Genomic DNA, 18,236 nt, shown 5'->3' with positions numbered 1-18,236 from the left:
TGTACCACGCTGCGCGTGGTACAGAGCGAGACTCGGCGCTGCGCGCCTCGCTGGCCGCGCGCTTCGCGCCCGGCGGCCCGGCGGCCGACCGCGAGCGCTGCGCGCCCGCGTTCTTCCGACCGAGCCAACCTGTATTCCCTAGGGGCCCGGCTGTTTTGGGTGACACCCCATTGGCGAAACCTTGATTTCCGCAGGTCAGGGGCCCCGAGCGCCTGTGGATGACTGTACCTTGCCCCTGTGGATGGGGGAGCCAGATTCTGGGGAAAACTGGGTATATCCGCAGGTCAGGGGTGTCACCCACCCCGGCTGTTTTGGGTGACACCCAAATTGGGGGAAAAGTCTGTTTCGCCCTTGCCCGCTGCCGTGAATCGCACCCGAATCGCGCGTGAAACGCACATTGGGACCGGCTGGTGAGTGGTGCCTGGGGATTGGGAGACGTTTCCGCAGGTCAGAGGGTGTCACCCACCCCGGCTGTTCTAGGTGACAGCAACAACCGCCCTCCGCTGACGGGTTGGAGCCCTCCTGTTCTGGCCTTTCCAACCCGAGCCTACCAGCGGGGTTCTGAGAGCCTTTCAGGGCAAGAGGTGGCCCCGTCATCCAAGGAGTGGATGACGGGGCCATAGAACGGTACTGAGGGCCCATCAGGCGCGTACGGCCTGCCCGGTCAGCCGCAGGGCCCTGAGGCGCCGCGCCTCGAACTCGTCCACCACATCAATCGAGATGCCGGCTGCTTCCCGCAGGCGGCAGTCCTCGCAGTGCGTGATGTGCTTGGGCGCCTTGATTCGGCCGCCGCACCTGCCTGCGCAGTCGCGGACGACCGGCGTGGGGTCGTAGCTCTCTTGAGCTTTCGCCACATACCCAGTCAGTGGGGCCCGTTCGTCCAGGCGCCACCGGATCAGCCCGTAGGCGTGGCCGGTGACGGTCTTCTCGTGGTCGGTCGAGTAGGTCATGGCGTCGAGGATTTCGGCGGGAGGGTATCCGATGTGCAGACGCGGGATCACCAGCAGTTCGGCCGCGCCGGTGCGTTCGCGGGCGTTCATCTTGGCGGTGATGAGCGGGGCCTGGGCGAGGACGTCGAGCGCGATGTTCCGCAGGGCCCGGTACTCCTCCGGCGTGTACAGGTCGACGAGGGAGCCTTCGCGCTTCTTCCCGTCGAGGAACACCCACTGGAGGCCACCGCGGCCTCCAGTCTCCGGGATCCGCTCCCCGCGCAACAGGGGTGCCTCAAGGGCGTGGCGGGCGTGCGGGCGGCGGCCGCTCAGTGCCGCGATGTGCTCGCGGGTGACGCGCTCCGAGATGCCGATTGCGGCGGCAATCTCCACCTCGCGGAGCTGGACGTGCCATTCTCCACCAGCCTGGGAGGCGAGCACGACCATGATCCGGCCGCAGGTGCGGCAGGACAGTGGGAGGTCAGTTGCCCATTCGAGCGGGGAGCTTCGATGGGAGGCGGCGGCGGTGGTCGGCGTGGCGGGGCAGGGCTCCACCGGGGTCCGGCCGTCTACCTCCAGCCACCCGCACTCGATCAGGTAACGGACGTGTACGAGCGTCTTCTGGCGGGAGATGCCGGCGGCTGCGGCGATGGCTGCGCCGGTGAGCGGCTGGCCTAGTGCGCGGCGCTGATGCTGCCTGAGGACGGAATCGATCTTGACGCACGAGCCGCATTCGTTGACCGGTGCCTGCTTGTGCGGGGGGCGCTTAGGGGTCACCCGGGTGGGCCTTCCTGACCCCCGTCCGGGGGTCGGTACGCCACTGCCGTGTGGTGCGCTGGGAGAACCGTCCCGTACACTCGACAGTGACTTCGCAGTCCCCCGCGATAGAGACGGACGCAGTCCGGAGGCGCCAACCTCCGGGTCCATCGCTAAAGCGGGGTTTTTTTGTGTCTGAACGTGACCCGCCGTAGCGGGGATGTGGCACAGGTTACGCCTGATCCGGCGTCAGCAGGTAATGCCCGTCGCTCTCTGTAGCCCGATCTGGCGTAGACCGCCAAGGGACCGCCGCGCAGATACCGCGCAGCGGCCCCAACTTCGGTCAGTTCAGCGGGACGCCGTACCGGAGCGTCCAGCCCCGGCCGAGGGTGTGCCGGGAGACCTCGACCACGCGACCGTCTTCCGTGGTGCCGGTGTGCGTGATGGTGAGCAGCAGCTCTCCCTCCTCGACCCCGAGGGCCTCCGCCTGCTCGGCGGTGGCCGGCACCTGCGTCACGTCCTCCACGACCTCCGCCTGCGTCAGGCCCGCGTCCGCCATGCGGGAGATGATCCCGCCCGCGCCCGTGTCGAGCTGCGCGACGGCTGGCGCGGCCTCCGCGACGAACGCCGGGATGTACGTGTCGCAGAGCTGCACCAGGCGCTCCCCGTCGTACATGCGGCGGCTGCGGATCACGGTGTCCGCACTGTCGCCGAGGACGGCGGCGACGTCGGCCGGGGCAGCGCCCCGAGTCACCTCGACATCGGCGCGGGGGGTCCCGCCGGCCCGCTTCGTCTCGGCTTCGAAGGCCCCGTGGGCGCCACCCTCCGCGCGCTGCCGGTAGCGGCTACGTGCATCCCGGGTGATCGTCCCGTCAGCGTCGATGGTGTTGCTGGGCATCGTGCGTGCTCCTTGCTGGTGATGGGTGATGTCGGTACGGGGCCGGCGCTAGTTGGCGTCCAACTCCCACGTATACGAAAACCGCCAGATCGTCACGGGCATGACGTGCACCGCGACCTCCACGACGCGGCCGTCCTCAGTCGACGCCTGGTGCAGCAACTCGTACACCTGGCGGTCGTCCGGGATGCTCAGCGCCTCCGCCTCGGCCGCGGTGGGGAACCGGGCCTCGATCGCCTCCCTGATGCGCCGCTGGGCGAAACCAAGGTCGGCAAGGCGGGACTTGCTTCCGCCGGGGCCGGTGTCCTGCTGCTCCAGCTGGGTGTCCGCCGCAATGTCGAGCGGGAACCAGCTGGTGGCGAGCTGCACGACGAACCCCTGGTCGGAGGGGGACGCGTCCCGGCCGGCCCTCATGGCGCGGGACCGGTAGACCGCCTTTGCGGAGTGGTGGAGGCCGAACGCAGCGGCGACGTCCTTCGGCGGCCGGGCCCGACCGATGTCCGTCGGCGACGCCTTGTAGACCAGCCCGAGCCGGTTCAGCTCGGCCTCGAAGGCGCCCCGGGCGCCGCCTTCGGACCTCGCGTTGGGCTGGTACCGGCCTACCCCGTCACGGGTCAGTTTGCCGATGAACGGCGAGACGAAAGAGCCCCGGCCCTGCTGCGTGAAGGCGAGGCCGTCCCGCTCCAGCGCGCGGAACACATCCCGCGCGGTCTGGAAAGCGATCCCGTGGGCGGCCTGGAGGTCCGCCACCGAAGGCAGCTTGTCGCCCGGCCCGAAGCCGCTCGCGCTGCGTTCAATCTTGGCCCGCAGTTCGGCCGCGATCGTCTCGACTTTGCCCGGTTCTCGCTTGGCCACGGCCGTCCGCCTCTCATTCGTCGCTGGGATGGTCCCTGTCTGGGACAGCATCGCATAGCTAGTTGAGCATCGAAAGTTGGGGGCGTCAATCGGTGTTTCGTGGCGCGGATTCCCAGCTCAGATAACGCCTATCGACACACCCAACTAGTTGGGTTGACAGGGATGGTGAGGGGTGAGTTAATCGACCCGTGGCCGCACTCAACTAGTTGAGTGCGGGGTGATTGGTCCCGTTCTATCCGGGTTTTCGCGTCCACGTGCACCGACGGCCTACGGGTTGGGCGGTGAAGGGTCCCGGGACAGAGCGGGGCGAGCGAGCCGGGCCTGGTCGACCCCGGAGGAGGTCCCCCTTGGACCTATGACGCCGGCGTCCCGGCGGAACCGAGGGCATGCACAGCAGCAACACCCCGCACGGATTCAGTCCACGACCGCCGCCCACTCGGGGCGGTCGCGGGCCGTGGCCGTACGGCCGCCCGAGGCCCCGATGGCGCTACCAACGCCCCGGGGCCTCATCACGCACTCATCACGCACAGCCGCACAGCACGGAGGCACCACATGATCGTTCGCCGCACCGCTGATGGCGACCAGGAGCAGCCGAAGACCTTGACCATCCGGGTCAGTAAGGACGGAGGCCGTACGTACGGGCCGCCGGTGGAGGTGGACCCGGATCGGGACTGCGGCCCTGAGATCACCTCTCAGTGGCCGCCGTGCCGGTGCCCCCTGCACTGCCCGGCTTCCTGAGTTCCAGCAAAAATGGACGGCCCGTCCGGCGGCGCTACCAACGCCGTTGACCCGGACGGGCCGTCCTCGCACAGCTCCCCGACGACTTCACCCGACCGGAGAGATCACGCATGCGAGACCGTATCAGCGCCCCCATGGCGCCCCGTGTGTACCCCGCTGACCCGATGATGGACGAGATGCTCCGCCGGGTCCGCGTCTTTGACGCCGCCCGCGCCCCCATCCCCGCCCCGGCCGCCGACCGCACGATGGACGAGGCCCTGCGCCGCGTCCGCGTCGGGGCGGGCCGGTAGCCCCCGTGGCCCGTAATGACCACCCGTACTTCCGGGTGGTCACCCGCCGGGACGGCCGCCTCTGCGCCGACCCCGCGTGCTGGGAGCAGGCAACCGTCCTGACCCCGAAGGACCCGGCGCTGCGCCTGGTTGACGCCGTCCGCCTGGACGCCTCCGGCCTTCTCGCCGTCTGCCCCGTACACGCCCGTGAGCGCGCCGCCGCCGGGCGCAGCGCCCGACGTTCCGCCGCCGTGGCGGCCCTCGCCGCCGCGCAGCTCGCCCTGTTCACCGTCTGACCCGAAGGGACCGCCGTGCAGCTCCTCGACCTGTTCCGCCGCCGCAAGGAGGACACCGTGACCGACCCCCGAGACATCGACCCCATGCCCACCGACCCCATGCCCGGCGACGTCGAGCCGGTACCGGCCGCCTCGGCGGCACTGATGCGGTTCCTGACCGTCTGCCGTGCCGTGGTGGAGGTGCACAACTACCAGTTCAGGACCCGGTACACGTACAAGGGCCGCCCATACGTGGGGGAGACGGCCTACCAGGTGGATGGCTTCCGGTGGGAGTGCGGCGGCTGCGAGGCCCATGGGGGCACGCACGGATCCTCGGGCCCCCGGTGGGACTACGGCAGGTACCTCCCCGGTGAGCGGGACCTGGTCCGCAAGGACGCCAACGGCCACGCGGGCGAGTGCCGGGCGATGCCGGCCCCGGTCGCGCAGGAGGAGGGCAAGTGAAGGAGATCCGGGGCGTGGTCGTCACGCCCATGACGTACGTGGCCACGTTCTTCACGGCGGTGTCCCTGGCGTGGACCGGGTACAGCATCACGGACCTGATGGCCTCCGGCGCGTGGGGGCTGCTCGCCGCCGTCAGCGTGGATGGGCTGTGGGGGGTGGTGCAGTACCTCGATTACAAGGGGATCGGCGGCCGGACCGTCCAGGTGATCGGCTGGATCACCCTCGCCGCCGCCTGCGGCCTCCTCGGCTACCACGGGCACACCATCAACCCGGCCGCCGCCGTCGCCGGGGCACTGCCCCCCATCGTGGCCAAAGCCGCGTGGATCGGGGACATCCGGCTGCGCCGGGACCCGACCGCGCTGGAGCCGAGCCAGGAGGCAGAGATCAACGACGTGATCCGGGAGTCGGAGTACATCGCCCGGAAGACGGCCGCCGAGATCGAGCGGAACGCCGCCGCCGAAATCGCGCTGATCCGGGCGGAGGGCAGGGTCACCCTCGCCCGCGACGACGTGAACTTCGAGATCGGACTGGAGCGGCTGCGCAAGCGCGATGAGCTGGAGCGCCGCCGCCCGCTGGAGCTGGCACCCGTCGGGGGCGAACGGTGGCCCGCCCGGTTCGCCCCGGACGCGAACGACGGGGCGAACGTCCACGACGGAGACGGCGACGTTCGCCCCGATGACACCGAGGTGTTCGCCGACCTGGTGTCCGACATCGGCCAGCCCGAAGGGGCGAACGGTGCAGGTGAGAGCGTCGGGCGGGTGTCCACCTTCGGGTTCGGCGCGGTGCTGGCGGAGGCGAACGGACCAGCCCGGCAGGCGAACGCGACGACCGGTTCGCCCGCGAACGGTTCGCCCCGGAGGGCGAACGACGATTCGCGCGAATCGGCTGCGGCCGACTACCTGGCGAGCGTCAGGGCGGGCGAACCGCTGACCGGTGCCGAACTCGGCCGCCGGTACGGGCGAACGGCCCGGTGGGGCCAGAAGGTCATCGCCGGGGTCAAGGAGGTCTGACCCGGCGAGGCCCGGCACGCAGACGGCCCGCCCCCGAGGTAAGCGGGGGCGGGCCTGGTCGTGACCGTACCGCGCAGGACCCCCGCACCACGATCCGGCACCACCAGTGGAGGCCGGCCCGCACATCCGGGCCAGCCTCTGCTGCGACTGCCGGAGCAGTCACCACGGGATCACCGAGGAGGAGAAGCCCCCATGAGTACCCATTCACCCGGGCCTGAGTGGTCCGGAGACATGCTGGAAAACCCCGCGATGACCGAGGCGTTCGCCTCGCAGCTGCGGGCCGTCCTGCGAGGCCAGGCCGACTTTGTCGCCCGGGTCCGCAGGGACGCCGAGGCCATGTGGAAGGCCAACCCGCCCGCCGGATACGGGACCTTCGAGGCATGGTGGCGCCACCGCTGGGTGACCAGCCCGTTCGCGGAGATCCAGGAGCACCTGGAGAAAGCGGCGACGCTCACGTTCGAGCTGGAGGCCCGCTACCGCAAAGGCCGCCACGAGATCCCGGCCGCCCGGCAGGCCGCCGCCCTCGCGAAGAAGAACGGCCACCAGGCCGCGGCGGTCCCCCCGGGGACGCCGCCCCGGCCGGTGCAGGCCCCGGCCGCCCCGGCGGCCGGCGGGGGCTTCCTCGACCTCATCCGGAATGAGTCGGCATGAGCACCCCGACCGCCGACAAGGCCGCCGTACTCAAGAGCCTTCAGAACATCGCCCGGTTCTGGACCGAGCGTCTGGCGACCGCGAAGAACGATGACGACCTGGTCCGCATCTCCTACGACCGGGCGCGCGCAGCGGTGAAGCGGGCGGCTGCGGCGGGCGACACCACCGCCGCTCACTCCCTCGCCGAAACGCTCGCGCACTGGTCGGCGGACCGGGAGCGGTCCGCCATGAAGCGCCACGGGCTGTAGCGGAAGTTCTTCATCATCACCGCCCCCGGAGTCACTTTCCGGGGGCCCCAACCGCGACGCGCGTGAACGCGCGACGCGCGAGGGTGCCCGATCCCGTGACTGTCTGTCAACCCCCTGAAAGGAGCGCGGACGTGGCCGACGACGACCAGGACGGCACGCTGCTGCCGTTCCCCCACGTGATCCTTCCGCCGAGTTTTTCGGCCGGGGCGAGCGCCCCGGCGGAGGCGGCGGCCGACCCGGCCGCACCGGCCGACGTGGTCCCCGTCGGGGCGTGGCCGGCCCTGCCGGACACATCCCTGATGCGCCCGCCGCCTCACCTCACGGTGCCGGGCGTACCGGAACCGGAGTCCGGCGACGGCCCCGGCGCGGGGGCGTTCGTCCCCCCGCCGCCGGACACCCCCGGCCGCCCCGGCCTGCGGGACGCGGCCATGATGGGCGCCGCCGTCATGGCCGCCGTGGGCGTCGCCTGCGCCCAAGGTTTGTGGCACCGCGCCCAGGGTGCCAAGGCCTCCGCCGAGCAGCGCCAGGCCGCCGCCGACCAGGCCCGCGCGGCGGCCGACAAAGCCCTGGCGAAGGGGGACGTCCCGACCGCCGCGTTCGGTTCGGCCGGAAAGGCGAACAGCGGCCGGACCGGCGGCGGCGCAGCGGGCGGGGGCGGAGGCAAGACCGGCGGCGGGCCGGGCAGTTCAGGCCCCGCCGCGCACCGGTCCACTGGCCCCGTGAAGCCGTCCGGCGGCCCCTCCGGCGGCCGTTCGGGCGTTCCGGGCCCCAAGCCGCCTGCCGGACCCGGAAAGGCGCCCAGCGGCCCCCAGAAAGGCGCCGCAGGGGCGGGCGGCGGCAAGGGCCCGACCGGCCCCGGGAAGGGCGGAGGCGCGGCCGAGGGTAAGACGTCCAAGGCAGACAAGGCCGCCGCCATGCATTCCCCAGCGCTGGAGCGCGCCAAGGGCCGCAACCAGCGGGCGGCGGCGCGGCAGGACCGGGCGTCCGCGAAGCAGGCGGCCGGCCTCGCCGACCGCACGGCCGACCGGAACCAGGCCCGCGCCCGGAAGGAACAGGCGGCCGACCGCAGGCAGGCCGCCAAGGACACCCGCCGGGCGGAGAAAAAGGCCGCCGCCGAGAAGACCGCCGCCGACAAAGCGGCGGCGGCCTCCGGCCGGACCACCCTGGGCTCCGCCCTCGGGACGGAGGCAGGCCGGCGCCTCGAGGAGCGGCGCAAGAACCTGCCGCCCCCGGTCGTGTCCAGGACCCCCAAGCCCACCGCGCCGACTCCCCCAACCCCGGCCCCGGTTCCGCCACCGACCCCGCTCCGCCCCCGGCGCGGCCCAAGGTGGACTTGACCAAGAAGCCCAAGCCCCCGGCACCGCCCACCCCGCCTCCGGCACCCACCCCGCCCCCGGCGGCGGCCGGTCCGGCGGACCCCAAGGTGGACTTGACCAAGAAGCCCAAGCCGGCCGGGGCGCAGCCCCCGCCCGCCCCGCCGGGACCGCCTCCGGGACCGCCCGGACCTCCGCCGCCGGTTCCTCCGGCGCCGCCGGGACCGCCCCCGCCGCCGAGTGCACCACCGCGGCCTCCTGGCCCCCCACCGCCGCCTCCGCCCACCCCGCCTCCGGGCCCCGCCTCGATGCCGGGGTTCGGGTCGATGCGCCCGCCGCCCGGGGCCCGGCCCCAGTTCGAGTTCCGGCTGGAGCGGGACGACCCGCCCCCGCCGCCGCCCCCTCCGCCGGTCCCGGCCGGGGCCCTCGCGAGCACCTCGGCGCCCGCACTGCCGCCCGCCCCGGCGACGTCGACCACGGCGGCCGGCCCCACACCCCCGGCGCCGCCCCCGGCCCCGGTTCCCCCGCAGAGAGGAGCCCCGCGCATGAGCACACCCGCCACGACGTCCACGCAGTACGCCGACGCGGACCTGACCATCCATGACGTCCTGGACGCCGACGCCGACATGGCCGAGGAGATCACCGAGGGCGTAGACGAGGCACTCGCCGCCGCCGAGGGCTGCGACAAGCTCCTGACCAAGTTGGAGGCCCTGCACGCCAAGGTCGTCGAGCTGCGGGTGCCCGGAGTCCTGGAGGGCATGGTCGTCCGGTTGGTCGAGAAGACCGGCACGGTCAAGGCGCGCGCCGAGTCCATCGCGGAGCGCCTGCCGCAGGCCGCCGAGTCCATCGCCACCGCAGGCAGCAACGCCGAGTCCCGGCACAAGCCGCTCGCCGACGCCGTCAGGGACGCCGGGCACATCCGCCCCGCCGAGCGCGACTACCACGTCGAGTAGGAGAACCGATCATGAGCGACCTCGAACCGCACAGCGGCGGCGGGATCCTCGCCGCAACCGGATCCGTCCTCGTGAAGGCCGTCCGGTACACGATCGTCATTGCCCAGCTCACCGCCGCTGGCCTCGCCCTGCGCGGACTGAGCGAACAGGTGCGCCGGACCTACCAGTACGTGGAGGGCTGCGCGAAGAGCGTGGACCGCCTCGCCGAGCAGATGGCCGTCCTGTCCGTGGACCGGGACACCGTCGCCGAGCACCACGAAGCGGCGGCCGTCATGCGGTCGGTGCTGGAGGAGGCCGAGGCCATGGCGGCCGAGGCCGAGGACCTGGCCGTGCTCTTCCACCAGGCCGCCGACGGACACGAGGGCGACTACGGCACGGTCGCCGACGCCGCCAACAACATGCCCGACGGCATCGACATGGCCGAGGCCGAGTTCTACAGCAACCGCTGACCAACCACCCCGAAGGGAACCCCCTGATGGACAAGCGACACGCCGCCGCCATCGAGGCCGACAACGCCCGGGAGGACGCCGGGATGCACTCCGACGACCGGGTCACCTGCTACACGCACCAGGCATGGGCGGAGGACTGCGAGGACCGGCACCAGCCGCTCACCGCCCTCCGAGTCCTCGCCGCAGGCCTTGAAGCGGACCGCAGTCGCGCCCAGCACTGACCGGCACCACCCGACGCGAAGCGGCGGCCCTCCGCACCAGGGGGCCGCCGCTTCGCGTTCCGCCCGCCAGCCCCGGAGAGAGGAACGCCCCGCATGCTGTCCGCCGACCGGCTGCGCGCCCAACTGGAGAGCGCGCAACGCCACATCGTCACCGCCCGCGCCCGCGCCGGACGCGTCGCCACCGCCGCTGGGGCCACCGCGGCGACCACCGGACTGTTCACCCCGGCCGTCACCGGCGAATCCCTCCTGGCGGCGGTCATCGCCACCGGGGCCGGCCTCGCGCTCCTGCCCACCGGACGGTCCGAGGGCCACCAGAAGAAGACCGTCACCGTCCTGTACCTCTCCCCGGGCGTCAGCTTCGCCGGGGTCATGCTCGCCGAGCGCATCGTCCCCGGTACCCACTGGGGCGAAGCCCTGGCCGTCGTCGCCTGGACCGCCGGGGTGTGGCTGCTGCGCCCCGCCCGCGCGGCCCGGCACATGCTCGTTCCGCCGCTCCCCGCCCCGGCCGAGCCCCTCGCCGGGGACCCGGCCGACACCAACCCCGCCGCCCGGTTCTGGTCCGAACGCGTCGCCATCGAGGGCGGCGCCGCACCCGGCACCGTCCTGGACGACGTCGAGCGCACCGGCCCCGAATCGCTGCGCGCCGTCATCCGCTCCGCCGCGCCGGGCCTGCCCGTCCCGGACATCTCCATCCGGCACCTGTCGGCCCTGATGGACGTCCCCGAAACGCTGATCAAGATCGGGCCCGTCCCCGGCCGGGGCGCCTCCGTACGGCTGCTGACCGTCGGCGACGTCCAGGAGACCGACCCGATGAGCCTGTGGGCGCAGCAGATCGCCCCGCTCGCCATGCCCGGATCCGTCATCACCCACGTGCACCACGAACCCGTCAAGGAGACCCAGTGAGCCTGACCGTCCCCGCCGTCGCCGCCCCGCACGCCGTGATCACGGAACTGACCCTGGAGGTACCGCCGGGCCAGGTGATCCGCTACAACCTCCCGGCGCTCTGCTCCGCGCTCCAGGTGGACGACCCCACCCGCATCGCGGTCGAGACCGACGGAAGCCGCCGCGCGCTGGTCACCGTCTACCCGTCCAACCCCCTGGCGGACATGCCGCCGCCCACCGACGAGGACATGCTGATGGACCGGCACGGCCGGATCGTCGTCGGCCGCTACCACAACGGCCGGCCCGCCCGCCGCCAGATGTTCGACCCGTACACCGGCTCCGCGCAGCGCTCCCTCGTGTTCGGCACCACGGGCGCAGGCAAGAGTCGGACGGTTCAGTACCTCCTCGCGTGCGAGAAGCGGAACGGGGTCGTGTCCTGGTTCGCGGACCTCAAGGGGGGCCAGAGCGCGCCGGAGGCGGCCGGACACGTGGACTGGCACGCGACCAGCCAGGAGGAAGCGATCCTGATGCTCCGGGTGGCTGGCGCCGTCGCCGAGGCGCGGCAGCGCCGGTACCACGCCCTCGGCCGCAACAGCTTCATGCTCGGGGACCCCGACCCGCTGATCGTCGTCCGGATCGATGAGGCCAACCGCCTGTTGGAGAAGGGTGCGCCCTACCGCGAGGAGGGCACTCGACTCGTGAAGGAGTTGGGGCGCACCGGCCGGTCCGTGGGCGTCGGAGTCGAGTTGGACGCGCAGGCCAGCCACCTGGAGGAGCTGGGGGGATCGGACACGCTCCGGGCCATGCTCAAGGAGGGGGAAGTGACCCTGCTCCGCTGGAGCAGCAGCATGATGCGGCAGCTGGTGGCGGACGGCCTCCTGCCCGCCGGGGAACAGCTCATGCCGATCCCCAAGAGCCTCAAGCCCCGTGTCCTGCGCAGCCAGTTCGCGCCGGCCGAGGAGGACGACGACGACGCCCCCGGCACCCAGGGAACCGCGTACCTGCTGAGCAGCCCGCACCCGACGTCGATGATGCGGCACTTCCGGATCGGTTCCATCGCGCCGACCCCGGGCCTGGACCCCGAAATCCTCGCCCTGTACGGGCCCGGCGACCCGGCGCGGCTGGAGCCCGAATCACACGACGCGGCCACCCAGATCTACGCGGTGCGCGGCACACCCGCCATGGAAACCATGATCGAGATTTTCAAGGCCGAGCAGGCGGAGAAGGAAGCGAAGGCCGCCGCGAAGAAGCCGGGCGGCGCCGGGGCCAAGCGCCTGCCCGACCGGATCCGCGCCGTCCTCGCCGACGCCGACGATCCGATGGACGCCGAGTCCGTGCACGCCGCCGTCACCGCCGACGGCGGCCCCGCCGTCCGGATCGGCTCCATCAAGAACGCCCTCGGCGCGCTGGTCGATGACGGCGACGCCGTCCGCCCCGGCCGGGGCCTGTACGCGCTCAACCACTGACCCACCCCACCCCCACGCGAGGGCGGGCCCGGCACTCCGGGCCCGCCCTCCGCCATACGCCCCGACCGACCAGGAGCACCCCGTGACCGACCTCCCCGGACTCGACCCCGCCCACGTCTACCGGTGCGCCCCCGACCTCCTGACTGAGGCCGCCGAACTGCTCACCGTCTCCAGTCGCCTCCTGACGCAGGTCTTCGCCGGGGAACCGGTCGATGAGGAGTACGAGCGGGACTACTACCTCCGCCGCTCCGTCCAGGCGGACCGGGTCGCCCTCGGCACCGCCGGGCCCCGGACGCTGGAGACCGCCGACGAGGCCGCCCGCATGCTCGCCGCGTTCGACCGCGCTCACCCGCACCTCGCCCCGGCCGGTATCACCGTCCCCGACGAGGCCGCCTCGGGCGAGGAGTTCCGCGCCCACACCCGCGCCTGCTACGACGCCGCCCCCTGGACCTGACCCCTCAACCCGGGGGCCGGCGCGTACCGCCGCCCCCGCCGCCCCCCGCCGACCCGCCCCCGTGAGGAGCACCCCGAGCATGCACCAGCACCCGCACACCGCCCCCGCCCCGGTCGTCTACCAGCCGCAGCCCTTCGGCAACGAGCACCAGGCGCTCGTGCTCCCCACGCCCAGCACCGACCCGCGCCGCGCCCTGGTCCAGCTCGACACCGGCCAATGGGTGCTGGCGACCGTCCCCGCCGCGCCTCCGGTACTCGTCCCCGCCGCCCCCGTGGCGACCGCCCGCAGGCCCCTGTCGGGCCTGGAGCGCGGCGCCATCATCACCGTGTCGAGCCTCTGCGCCCTGACCCTTTCCGCCGGAGGAGCCCTCGCCATGGCCGGTCCGTACCTCGCCGCCGCCGCGTCCCTCGCATTCGGCGCGGCCGCCCTCCTCGGCACCGCAGCCGCCGCGTGGGCGGTCCTCCGGTTCACCGGCGCCCTGTCCCGCCCCGGCGCGGGCACCGCGTCGAGCGCGCCCACCGCCCCGACGTACACGACCCACGTCACGAACAACGTCAGCTCCACCGGCTGGTTCGGCCGGGCCACGCAGAACACGACCTTCCACCAGGGCTGACCCGCCCGCCGACGAGGAGCAGCAGATGACCAGCACCGACCACCAGGCCCCCGTCCTCACCGTCGTGTCCTTCGGCTACGACCACCAGGACGGCAAGCAGGCCCCGCCCGCGCACCTGACTCTCGACCTGCGGGAGCACTTCCGGGACCCCCACGTACAGCCCGCCCTACGGCAGATGACCGGCCGGGACGCCGAGGTCATCGACACGGTGCTGAGCACCCCCGGGATCCCGGCCCTGGTCGCCGCCACCGTCCAGGCCGCCCGCGCGTTCCTCAGCGGGCCGTCCGCCGGACCGCTCCGCATCGCTGCGGGCTGTGTCGGCGGCCGGCACCGGTCGGTCGTGGTGGCCGCCACCCTCGGGGCCGCGCTCGCCGACCTCACCCCGACCGTGACGCACCTGCACATCGACCGGCCGGTGCTCGACCGCAGCACCACCCCGCCCCCGGCCGACCAGACCGACTCCGACCCCTGGGGCGCCCATCCGGCGCCGGCCGCCGCTGTACCGCCCAGCTACCCGACCGCCGGGGGTGCTCGGACCGAGGTCATCGGCCCCGGGATCTGGGGCGTCTACCGGATGCCGTGTACCGGCTGCGGATCCGACGACAACACCGGTGACACACCCTCGACCGAGGCGGAAGCCGTCGCCCACCGCGCCGCCCGCTACCACGCAAAGCACTGCTACCGCCCCGCGCCGAGCAACTCCTGACCAACGCCGCGCACGCGGGACCAGCACGAACAGGCCCCCGGGGCCGCCCTCTCCAACGAGGGCGGCCCCGGGGGCCTTTTGCGTTTCCGCCACGGGCAACGCCCGCCGTGCAGCTACTCCGCGAGGAGCTTGGCGAGTGTCTTCCGGTTCTCGTCCGTCATGTGCTGGCGCAGCATTCGGTCGAGTGTCGTCGGCGAGTCCCACGGCAGGGCTGGGGGCTTCGGGGGCGCTTTGGGGGCAGCCTTAGGCTTCTTTGGCTCTTCCTCGGCCAAGGCCTCCAACACGGCGGTGCCGATGGTGTCGGCCTTGGCCGGCTCACCGGCCTTCAGTACCCGCATGACTCTGGTGACAGCACGCTTGAGGACTGCCGCAGTCGGGTTGTCCTGCACGTCGCTGGTGGCCGCGTAGACCTGCACAGCAGTGTTCGGGTCGTGCTTCTCGGCGACAGGCAGCAGCTCCCACACGGATGACTGGTGGAGTCGACTCACTCGAATTCGAGTGGGATCGTTCGAATCTCCGCCCAGCGATTCGAACAGTGCTTGTGCCACCGGCCACATGCGGATCAGCTTGTCCGCCTGCCCCCGGCTCATCCCCCACCGGGCATCCACGTAGTCGTCGAAGGAACCGTAGTCGGCTCGGTAGAGGCGCCCGTCACGAATGATGTGCAACGCCTTGCCCGCAGCCCAGAACGCAACCTTCAGGTTCTCGACTGCGACCTCGCACCGCGCGAAGACCTCTTGCTCCTCTGTGATGAGCACCGGGGTGTCCGCCACGGGCTTTCCCGGAGGGAGAGGGAGCTTGAGAGCGACGTCCGTGGTCGTTTCCGGCCGGCGCTGACCACCGCCGAGCGCACCGACATCCATACGGCGCCCCATCACAGGGCCTGTTCCACGCACAGGGCCAGACTCAGGAAGTCCTCCCGCGCCCGCAGAGCAGTGCCCGACTCCTTGTACTCGACCACGGTCAGCCCGTTCTCCGCAGCGTTCGCATGGATCTTGTACTTCCGGATCGGGGCGGACATCGTGGGGTAGCCCCGCTCCGCGATCCAGGCCCGGACCCGGTCCAGAGCCGTCTCCCCGTCTCGCGGGTCGTGGAGATTGATCACCACGATGAACGGGATCCCTCGCGGCTTCAGGATCCGCTCGATGGTGAACTCCGCGGGCTGCCAGGACAGCCATTCCGGCGTGATGGGCACGATGGCGAGGTCTGCCAGGTCCAGAACCTCCCGCAGCGCATCCGCGACTCGGCTCTCCCCCAACGGGTCGTCACCCCACGCTGCATCCGGATCGATCTCCATGAAGCCCGGAGTGTCCACGATGATGCGACGTCGGCCGCTGTCGCGAAGCTGGCTCAGGATGCCGACCTTGCCCCGCGTAACGAGGTAGTCGAAGGGCAGGGCCTCCTCCGGTACGCGGTCCGCCCACGCTTCAAGCGACCCCTGAGGGTCGACCCCCGCCGCGATGACGGCGGCTTCCTGGTCGGGGTGCTGAACGCTGCTACGCCCGGCAACGGCGGCGAGGTTGACCGTTATGGTCGACTTCCCGGCGCCGCCCTTCTGCTGGATGACGATGATGAACTTCGGCCCGGTCGAACGCGCGGTGGCGGCGGTCGGAGCCTCTTTCTGAGCAGGGAGCATGTGCCCTCCGTGACTTCCCCGTAGGTACTCGGATCGCGGCCAGCATTCCAGATGATCGCTTGACCGATCGAACGCACCACCGTCTCAGGGCCGCAGACGCCTGCAAGCGGGGGTTTCTAACGGCCTCTCACTTCGTTCATCCGGGTACGGGCACGTGTGCCCGCATTCGCGGAGGTGTGGGGTGTACGGGGAGTTGTGGGCGTGGGCGGCGGAGCAGCCGGCGCGGGCGGCGGTGGCCGTCGCACTGGTGGGACTGCCGGCTGTGGGGGCGTTGGCGCAGCAGCGCCAGGCCGACCAGAAGAAGGCCGGCCGGGACCCGGCGGCGGGCGCGTCCGGAGGCGGTGTGCTGGCCCGGTTTCTGACGGGCCGGGATCTGCGGCCCGGTGAGCCGTCCTCCTCGGCCAGCTGGTGGTGCGCGGGGGTGGACGTCGCCCGTGACCGGACGGCCGCCGACATCGGGGCCGAGGATCCCGGCGCGGGGTGGGAGACGACCAAGGAGGGGCAGGGCGGGGCGCTGCGCGCCCTGGCGGCCGGGGCGGGCCGGTGGAGTTGCTGGCCCGGCGCTGCGCGCTCTGCGGTCCGTCTGGCGGTCCCGGCGGTGGCAGTGGCGGGGTGGGCCGGGTGGTGGTCGGTCGTGGCGGCCGTGGTGGGGGTGCTGGCCGTCGTGGGCGTCCTGGTGGCCGTGACCGGCCCGGTGGTCCTGCGGTGGTGGCGGCCGAGGCCGGCCGGAGCCGACCTGATCCACGGGCCGGGCATGTGGGCGGCGCTGCGCCCGGTGCTGGGGGTGGCCGAGGCGGAGCGGCGGCGGAAGTGGCTGCACCTGCCCCTGGACGTCACCGAGTCCGGGGCGCGGATCGTGCTGCGTCTGCCTGCGGGGTGGGCCGGAGGGGAGGCCGGGACGCGGGCGGTGGACGCGATCGTGACCGGCCGACTTCCGGGGGAGTGGACCGCGCATTGGCGCCGTACGGTCGCGGCCCCGTACGTGGAATGGGTGCGTGATGCGGCCCCCGAGACGCCGAGGGTTCTGCCGACATCGGTTGAGTGGATTCCGACCGGTGACCCGCTGAAAATCCATTTCGGGGAGACTCCCGACGGACCGGCCTACGTGCACACGGGCACGGCCACCCCGCATATCGGCGTGTCCGGCGAGACCGGGTCGGGTAAATCCAGCCTGCTCTACATCCCGCTTGTGGCGGCCCGGATGGCCGGATGGCTCGTGACCGTTATCGACCCGAAACAGAATTCCCTCGCCGAGGCGTACGGGAAATCCGGGGTGCGGATCCACACGGAAACATACGAGTGCTGCATGGCAGTCGCGGAATTCTTCGTGTCGATGATGGCCGCTGAGAAGTTCAACGGTCGCCGCTATCGCGGATATAAGGGTGCCGATGCTCCGGTCGGCAGAGTGCTTGTCATTGACGAATTGCCCAGCTTTCGGGAATTTGTGGCGGCCTGGTGGAAGTACATCATCAAAGAGCGCGGATTCCCGCCGGTGCTTATCTGGATTCATCTCATCCTCATGCAGGGGCGCAGCTCGAATCACAGGGTGGTCGTCGGAACGCACCAATTCAGTCTGGATGTTTTCGGGTCCACCATGGCCCGGGACCAGGTGGGCACCAAAATGGTGGTGGGGGAGGTCAGCGCCCCCTCGTGGGCGGTGGCCTACGGAATGGGTGCCCCGCTGGTGGACTACGACGAAACCATCCCGGGGCGGGGCGTGATTTCGCTCAAGGGGCGCCGCCGGAAAAAGACCCTTCCCGATGGGCGGGTGGAGCGGGCCGAAGAAATCCAGTACGCATACATCACCCCCCAGGTGGAAGGGCTGCTGGACGCCTGCCCGCCGGCCCCGGCCTGGTGGGAGGAGGGCGCCCTGGCCCCGTGGATCACCCCCCGGGACATCGCGCGGGCGGACTCCGCGGCGGCCGTCGCGGACTACCTGCCTGGCGGGCGCTACGCGGGCGGCCGGACGGACCTGACACCTGACACTGACACCGACGCCGAAATGACACATGGGTCTATGCCCAGGTCAGAGCCCATGTCTGACGTGTCAGGTGCGGGAGCAGTGTCAGGTGCCGGTGAGGTCCTGGCGGTGGCGGACCTGGTGGACCAGGTGGCCGCCGAGGGCATCGAGGAGCAGCGCTACACGATCGCCCAGGCGTGCGCGGTCGGGATCATCCGCAAGACGCCGGGGGCGGCGCGTCAGTACAAGTCGGCATGGATCAAGGCGGGCAAGCCTTTCCCGGAGGGCGAGATGATCCGGGGTAATGCCAGCTATACCCGCGCAGAGCTGGAGAGTGTATTCGGGGCGCCGGAAGAGAATGCAGATGCGGCCTGACCAGTCAAATGCCCGGCGGCCCGTTCGTCCTCGGTTATCGAACTCCCCGGACTCTCGGTATCGAAAGGGTGGAATCACAGCCGGATCGGTGTCCGTACGCCGTCAAAATCGTTTTGCGGG

21 protein-coding genes are annotated in these 18,236 nt (G+C 71.8%); 16 read left to right on the top strand and 5 right to left on the bottom strand.

What is annotated here, in order from left to right; genetic code table 11:
• Positions 1 to 641 precede the first annotated feature (641 nt).
• The 3 genes from OG435_RS50020 to OG435_RS50010 all read right to left on the bottom strand — a co-directional run bounded on the left by OG435_RS50020 (position 642) and on the right by OG435_RS50010 (position 3,435).
• Entirely contained in the window at positions 642 to 1,706 is a 1,065-nt protein-coding gene (locus OG435_RS50020; RefSeq protein ID WP_266888612.1) for a hypothetical protein, read from the bottom strand.
• A 322-nt stretch (positions 1,707 to 2,028) separates the two neighbouring features.
• Positions 2,029 to 2,583 (bottom strand): UTRA domain-containing protein, encoded by a 555-nt coding sequence (locus OG435_RS50015; protein WP_266888609.1) that lies wholly within the window; start codon positions 2,581 to 2,583, stop codon positions 2,029 to 2,031.
• 48 nt (positions 2,584 to 2,631) lie between these two features.
• The gene (locus tag OG435_RS50010) at positions 2,632 to 3,435 is read right to left on the bottom strand and encodes a GntR family transcriptional regulator (RefSeq protein WP_266888607.1); all 804 of its coding nucleotides are present in this window, start codon (positions 3,433 to 3,435) and stop codon (positions 2,632 to 2,634) included.
• A gap of 872 nt (positions 3,436 to 4,307) precedes the next feature.
• On the opposite strand from OG435_RS50010, the gene OG435_RS50005 reads away from it, so the two are divergent.
• The 15 genes from OG435_RS50005 (at position 4,308) to OG435_RS50305 (ending at position 14,145) form a co-directional block, all read left to right on the top strand.
• Positions 4,308 to 4,463: a hypothetical protein gene (locus tag OG435_RS50005; protein ID WP_266888605.1), complete on the top strand. Its 156-nt coding sequence runs from the start codon at positions 4,308 to 4,310 to the stop codon at positions 4,461 to 4,463.
• A gap of 5 nt (positions 4,464 to 4,468) precedes the next feature.
• On the top strand, positions 4,469 to 4,738 hold the full coding sequence (locus tag OG435_RS50000; protein ID WP_266888603.1) for a hypothetical protein: 270 nt from the start codon (positions 4,469 to 4,471) through the stop codon (positions 4,736 to 4,738).
• Between the two features lie 15 nt (positions 4,739 to 4,753).
• On the top strand, positions 4,754 to 5,179 hold the full coding sequence (locus tag OG435_RS49995; protein WP_266888601.1) for a hypothetical protein: 426 nt from the start codon (positions 4,754 to 4,756) through the stop codon (positions 5,177 to 5,179).
• Positions 5,176 to 6,189, top strand: a complete 1,014-nt coding sequence (locus OG435_RS49990; protein WP_266888599.1) for a hypothetical protein — start codon at positions 5,176 to 5,178, stop codon at positions 6,187 to 6,189. The genes OG435_RS49995 and OG435_RS49990 overlap by 4 nt, the downstream gene beginning before the upstream one ends.
• Positions 6,190 to 6,381: 192 nt before the next feature.
• The gene (locus tag OG435_RS49985) at positions 6,382 to 6,840 is read left to right on the top strand and encodes a hypothetical protein (protein ID WP_266888597.1); all 459 of its coding nucleotides are present in this window, start codon (positions 6,382 to 6,384) and stop codon (positions 6,838 to 6,840) included.
• Positions 6,837 to 7,088, top strand: a complete 252-nt coding sequence (locus OG435_RS49980) for a hypothetical protein (protein WP_266888595.1) — start codon at positions 6,837 to 6,839, stop codon at positions 7,086 to 7,088. Before OG435_RS49985 ends, OG435_RS49980 begins: the two co-directional genes overlap by 4 nt.
• A gap of 131 nt (positions 7,089 to 7,219) precedes the next feature.
• Positions 7,220 to 8,425, top strand: a complete 1,206-nt coding sequence (locus OG435_RS49975; RefSeq protein WP_266888593.1) for a hypothetical protein — start codon at positions 7,220 to 7,222, stop codon at positions 8,423 to 8,425.
• A 521-nt stretch (positions 8,426 to 8,946) separates the two neighbouring features.
• On the top strand, positions 8,947 to 9,354 hold the full coding sequence (locus OG435_RS49970) for a hypothetical protein (protein ID WP_266888591.1): 408 nt from the start codon (positions 8,947 to 8,949) through the stop codon (positions 9,352 to 9,354).
• A gap of 11 nt (positions 9,355 to 9,365) precedes the next feature.
• Positions 9,366 to 9,803 (top strand): hypothetical protein, encoded by a 438-nt coding sequence (locus tag OG435_RS49965; RefSeq protein ID WP_266888589.1) that lies wholly within the window; start codon positions 9,366 to 9,368, stop codon positions 9,801 to 9,803.
• A 26-nt stretch (positions 9,804 to 9,829) separates the two neighbouring features.
• Positions 9,830 to 10,024, top strand: a complete 195-nt coding sequence (locus tag OG435_RS49960) for a hypothetical protein (RefSeq protein ID WP_266888587.1) — start codon at positions 9,830 to 9,832, stop codon at positions 10,022 to 10,024.
• A 93-nt stretch (positions 10,025 to 10,117) separates the two neighbouring features.
• Positions 10,118 to 10,927 (top strand): hypothetical protein, encoded by an 810-nt coding sequence (locus OG435_RS49955; protein WP_266888585.1) that lies wholly within the window; start codon positions 10,118 to 10,120, stop codon positions 10,925 to 10,927.
• Positions 10,924 to 12,372: a transfer protein gene (locus OG435_RS49950; RefSeq protein WP_266888583.1), complete on the top strand. Its 1,449-nt coding sequence runs from the start codon at positions 10,924 to 10,926 to the stop codon at positions 12,370 to 12,372. The genes OG435_RS49955 and OG435_RS49950 overlap by 4 nt, the downstream gene beginning before the upstream one ends.
• 82 nt (positions 12,373 to 12,454) lie before the next feature.
• Entirely contained in the window at positions 12,455 to 12,826 is a 372-nt protein-coding gene (locus OG435_RS49945; RefSeq protein ID WP_266888581.1) for a hypothetical protein, read from the top strand.
• A 79-nt stretch (positions 12,827 to 12,905) separates the two neighbouring features.
• Positions 12,906 to 13,439: a hypothetical protein gene (locus tag OG435_RS49940; RefSeq protein WP_266888579.1), complete on the top strand. Its 534-nt coding sequence runs from the start codon at positions 12,906 to 12,908 to the stop codon at positions 13,437 to 13,439.
• 25 nt (positions 13,440 to 13,464) lie between these two features.
• Entirely contained in the window at positions 13,465 to 14,145 is a 681-nt protein-coding gene (locus OG435_RS50305) for a RapZ C-terminal domain-containing protein (RefSeq protein WP_323188076.1), read from the top strand.
• A 113-nt stretch (positions 14,146 to 14,258) separates the two neighbouring features.
• Here the strand turns inward: OG435_RS50305 and OG435_RS49930 are convergent, their stop codons facing one another.
• Positions 14,259 to 15,008, bottom strand: coding sequence for a hypothetical protein (locus OG435_RS49930; protein WP_266888577.1), 750 nt, complete (start codon positions 15,006 to 15,008; stop codon positions 14,259 to 14,261).
• Between the two features lie 11 nt (positions 15,009 to 15,019).
• Positions 15,020 to 15,781 (bottom strand): ParA family protein, encoded by a 762-nt coding sequence (locus tag OG435_RS49925; RefSeq protein ID WP_266888575.1) that lies wholly within the window; start codon positions 15,779 to 15,781, stop codon positions 15,020 to 15,022.
• Positions 15,782 to 15,962: 181 nt separating this feature from the next.
• On the opposite strand from OG435_RS49925, the gene OG435_RS49920 reads away from it, so the two are divergent.
• Positions 15,963 to 18,116: a hypothetical protein gene (locus tag OG435_RS49920; RefSeq protein WP_266888573.1), complete on the top strand. Its 2,154-nt coding sequence runs from the start codon at positions 15,963 to 15,965 to the stop codon at positions 18,114 to 18,116.
• Positions 18,117 to 18,236 lie beyond the last annotated feature (120 nt).

This window comes from Streptomyces sp. NBC_01264, from assembly GCF_026340675.1.
Lineage (GTDB): Bacteria > Actinomycetota > Actinomycetes > Streptomycetales > Streptomycetaceae > Streptomyces.
Note: the sequence above shows the minus strand (reverse complement) of the source record. Positions and strands in the feature narration are given on the sequence as shown.

Bases quoted from the DNA above. Each gene is read 5' to 3' on its own strand.
- OG435_RS50015 (WP_266888609.1), bottom strand. From the start codon at position 2,583: ATGCCCAGCAACACCATCGACGCTGACGGGACGATCACCCGGGATGCA.
- OG435_RS50005 (WP_266888605.1), top strand. From the start codon at position 4,308: ATGGCGCCCCGTGTGTACCCCGCTGACCCGATGATGGACGAGATGCTC.
- OG435_RS49985 (WP_266888597.1), top strand. From the start codon at position 6,382: ATGAGTACCCATTCACCCGGGCCTGAGTGGTCCGGAGACATGCTGGAA.
- OG435_RS49980 (WP_266888595.1), top strand. From the start codon at position 6,837: ATGAGCACCCCGACCGCCGACAAGGCCGCCGTACTCAAGAGCCTTCAG.
- OG435_RS49970 (WP_266888591.1), top strand. From the start codon at position 8,947: ATGAGCACACCCGCCACGACGTCCACGCAGTACGCCGACGCGGACCTG.
- OG435_RS49965 (WP_266888589.1), top strand. From the start codon at position 9,366: ATGAGCGACCTCGAACCGCACAGCGGCGGCGGGATCCTCGCCGCAACC.
- OG435_RS49960 (WP_266888587.1), top strand. From the start codon at position 9,830: ATGGACAAGCGACACGCCGCCGCCATCGAGGCCGACAACGCCCGGGAG.
- OG435_RS49955 (WP_266888585.1), top strand. From the start codon at position 10,118: ATGCTGTCCGCCGACCGGCTGCGCGCCCAACTGGAGAGCGCGCAACGC.
- OG435_RS49940 (WP_266888579.1), top strand. From the start codon at position 12,906: ATGCACCAGCACCCGCACACCGCCCCCGCCCCGGTCGTCTACCAGCCG.
- OG435_RS50305 (WP_323188076.1), top strand. From the start codon at position 13,465: ATGACCAGCACCGACCACCAGGCCCCCGTCCTCACCGTCGTGTCCTTC.
- OG435_RS49930 (WP_266888577.1), bottom strand. From the start codon at position 15,008: ATGGATGTCGGTGCGCTCGGCGGTGGTCAGCGCCGGCCGGAAACGACC.
- OG435_RS49925 (WP_266888575.1), bottom strand. From the start codon at position 15,781: ATGCTCCCTGCTCAGAAAGAGGCTCCGACCGCCGCCACCGCGCGTTCG.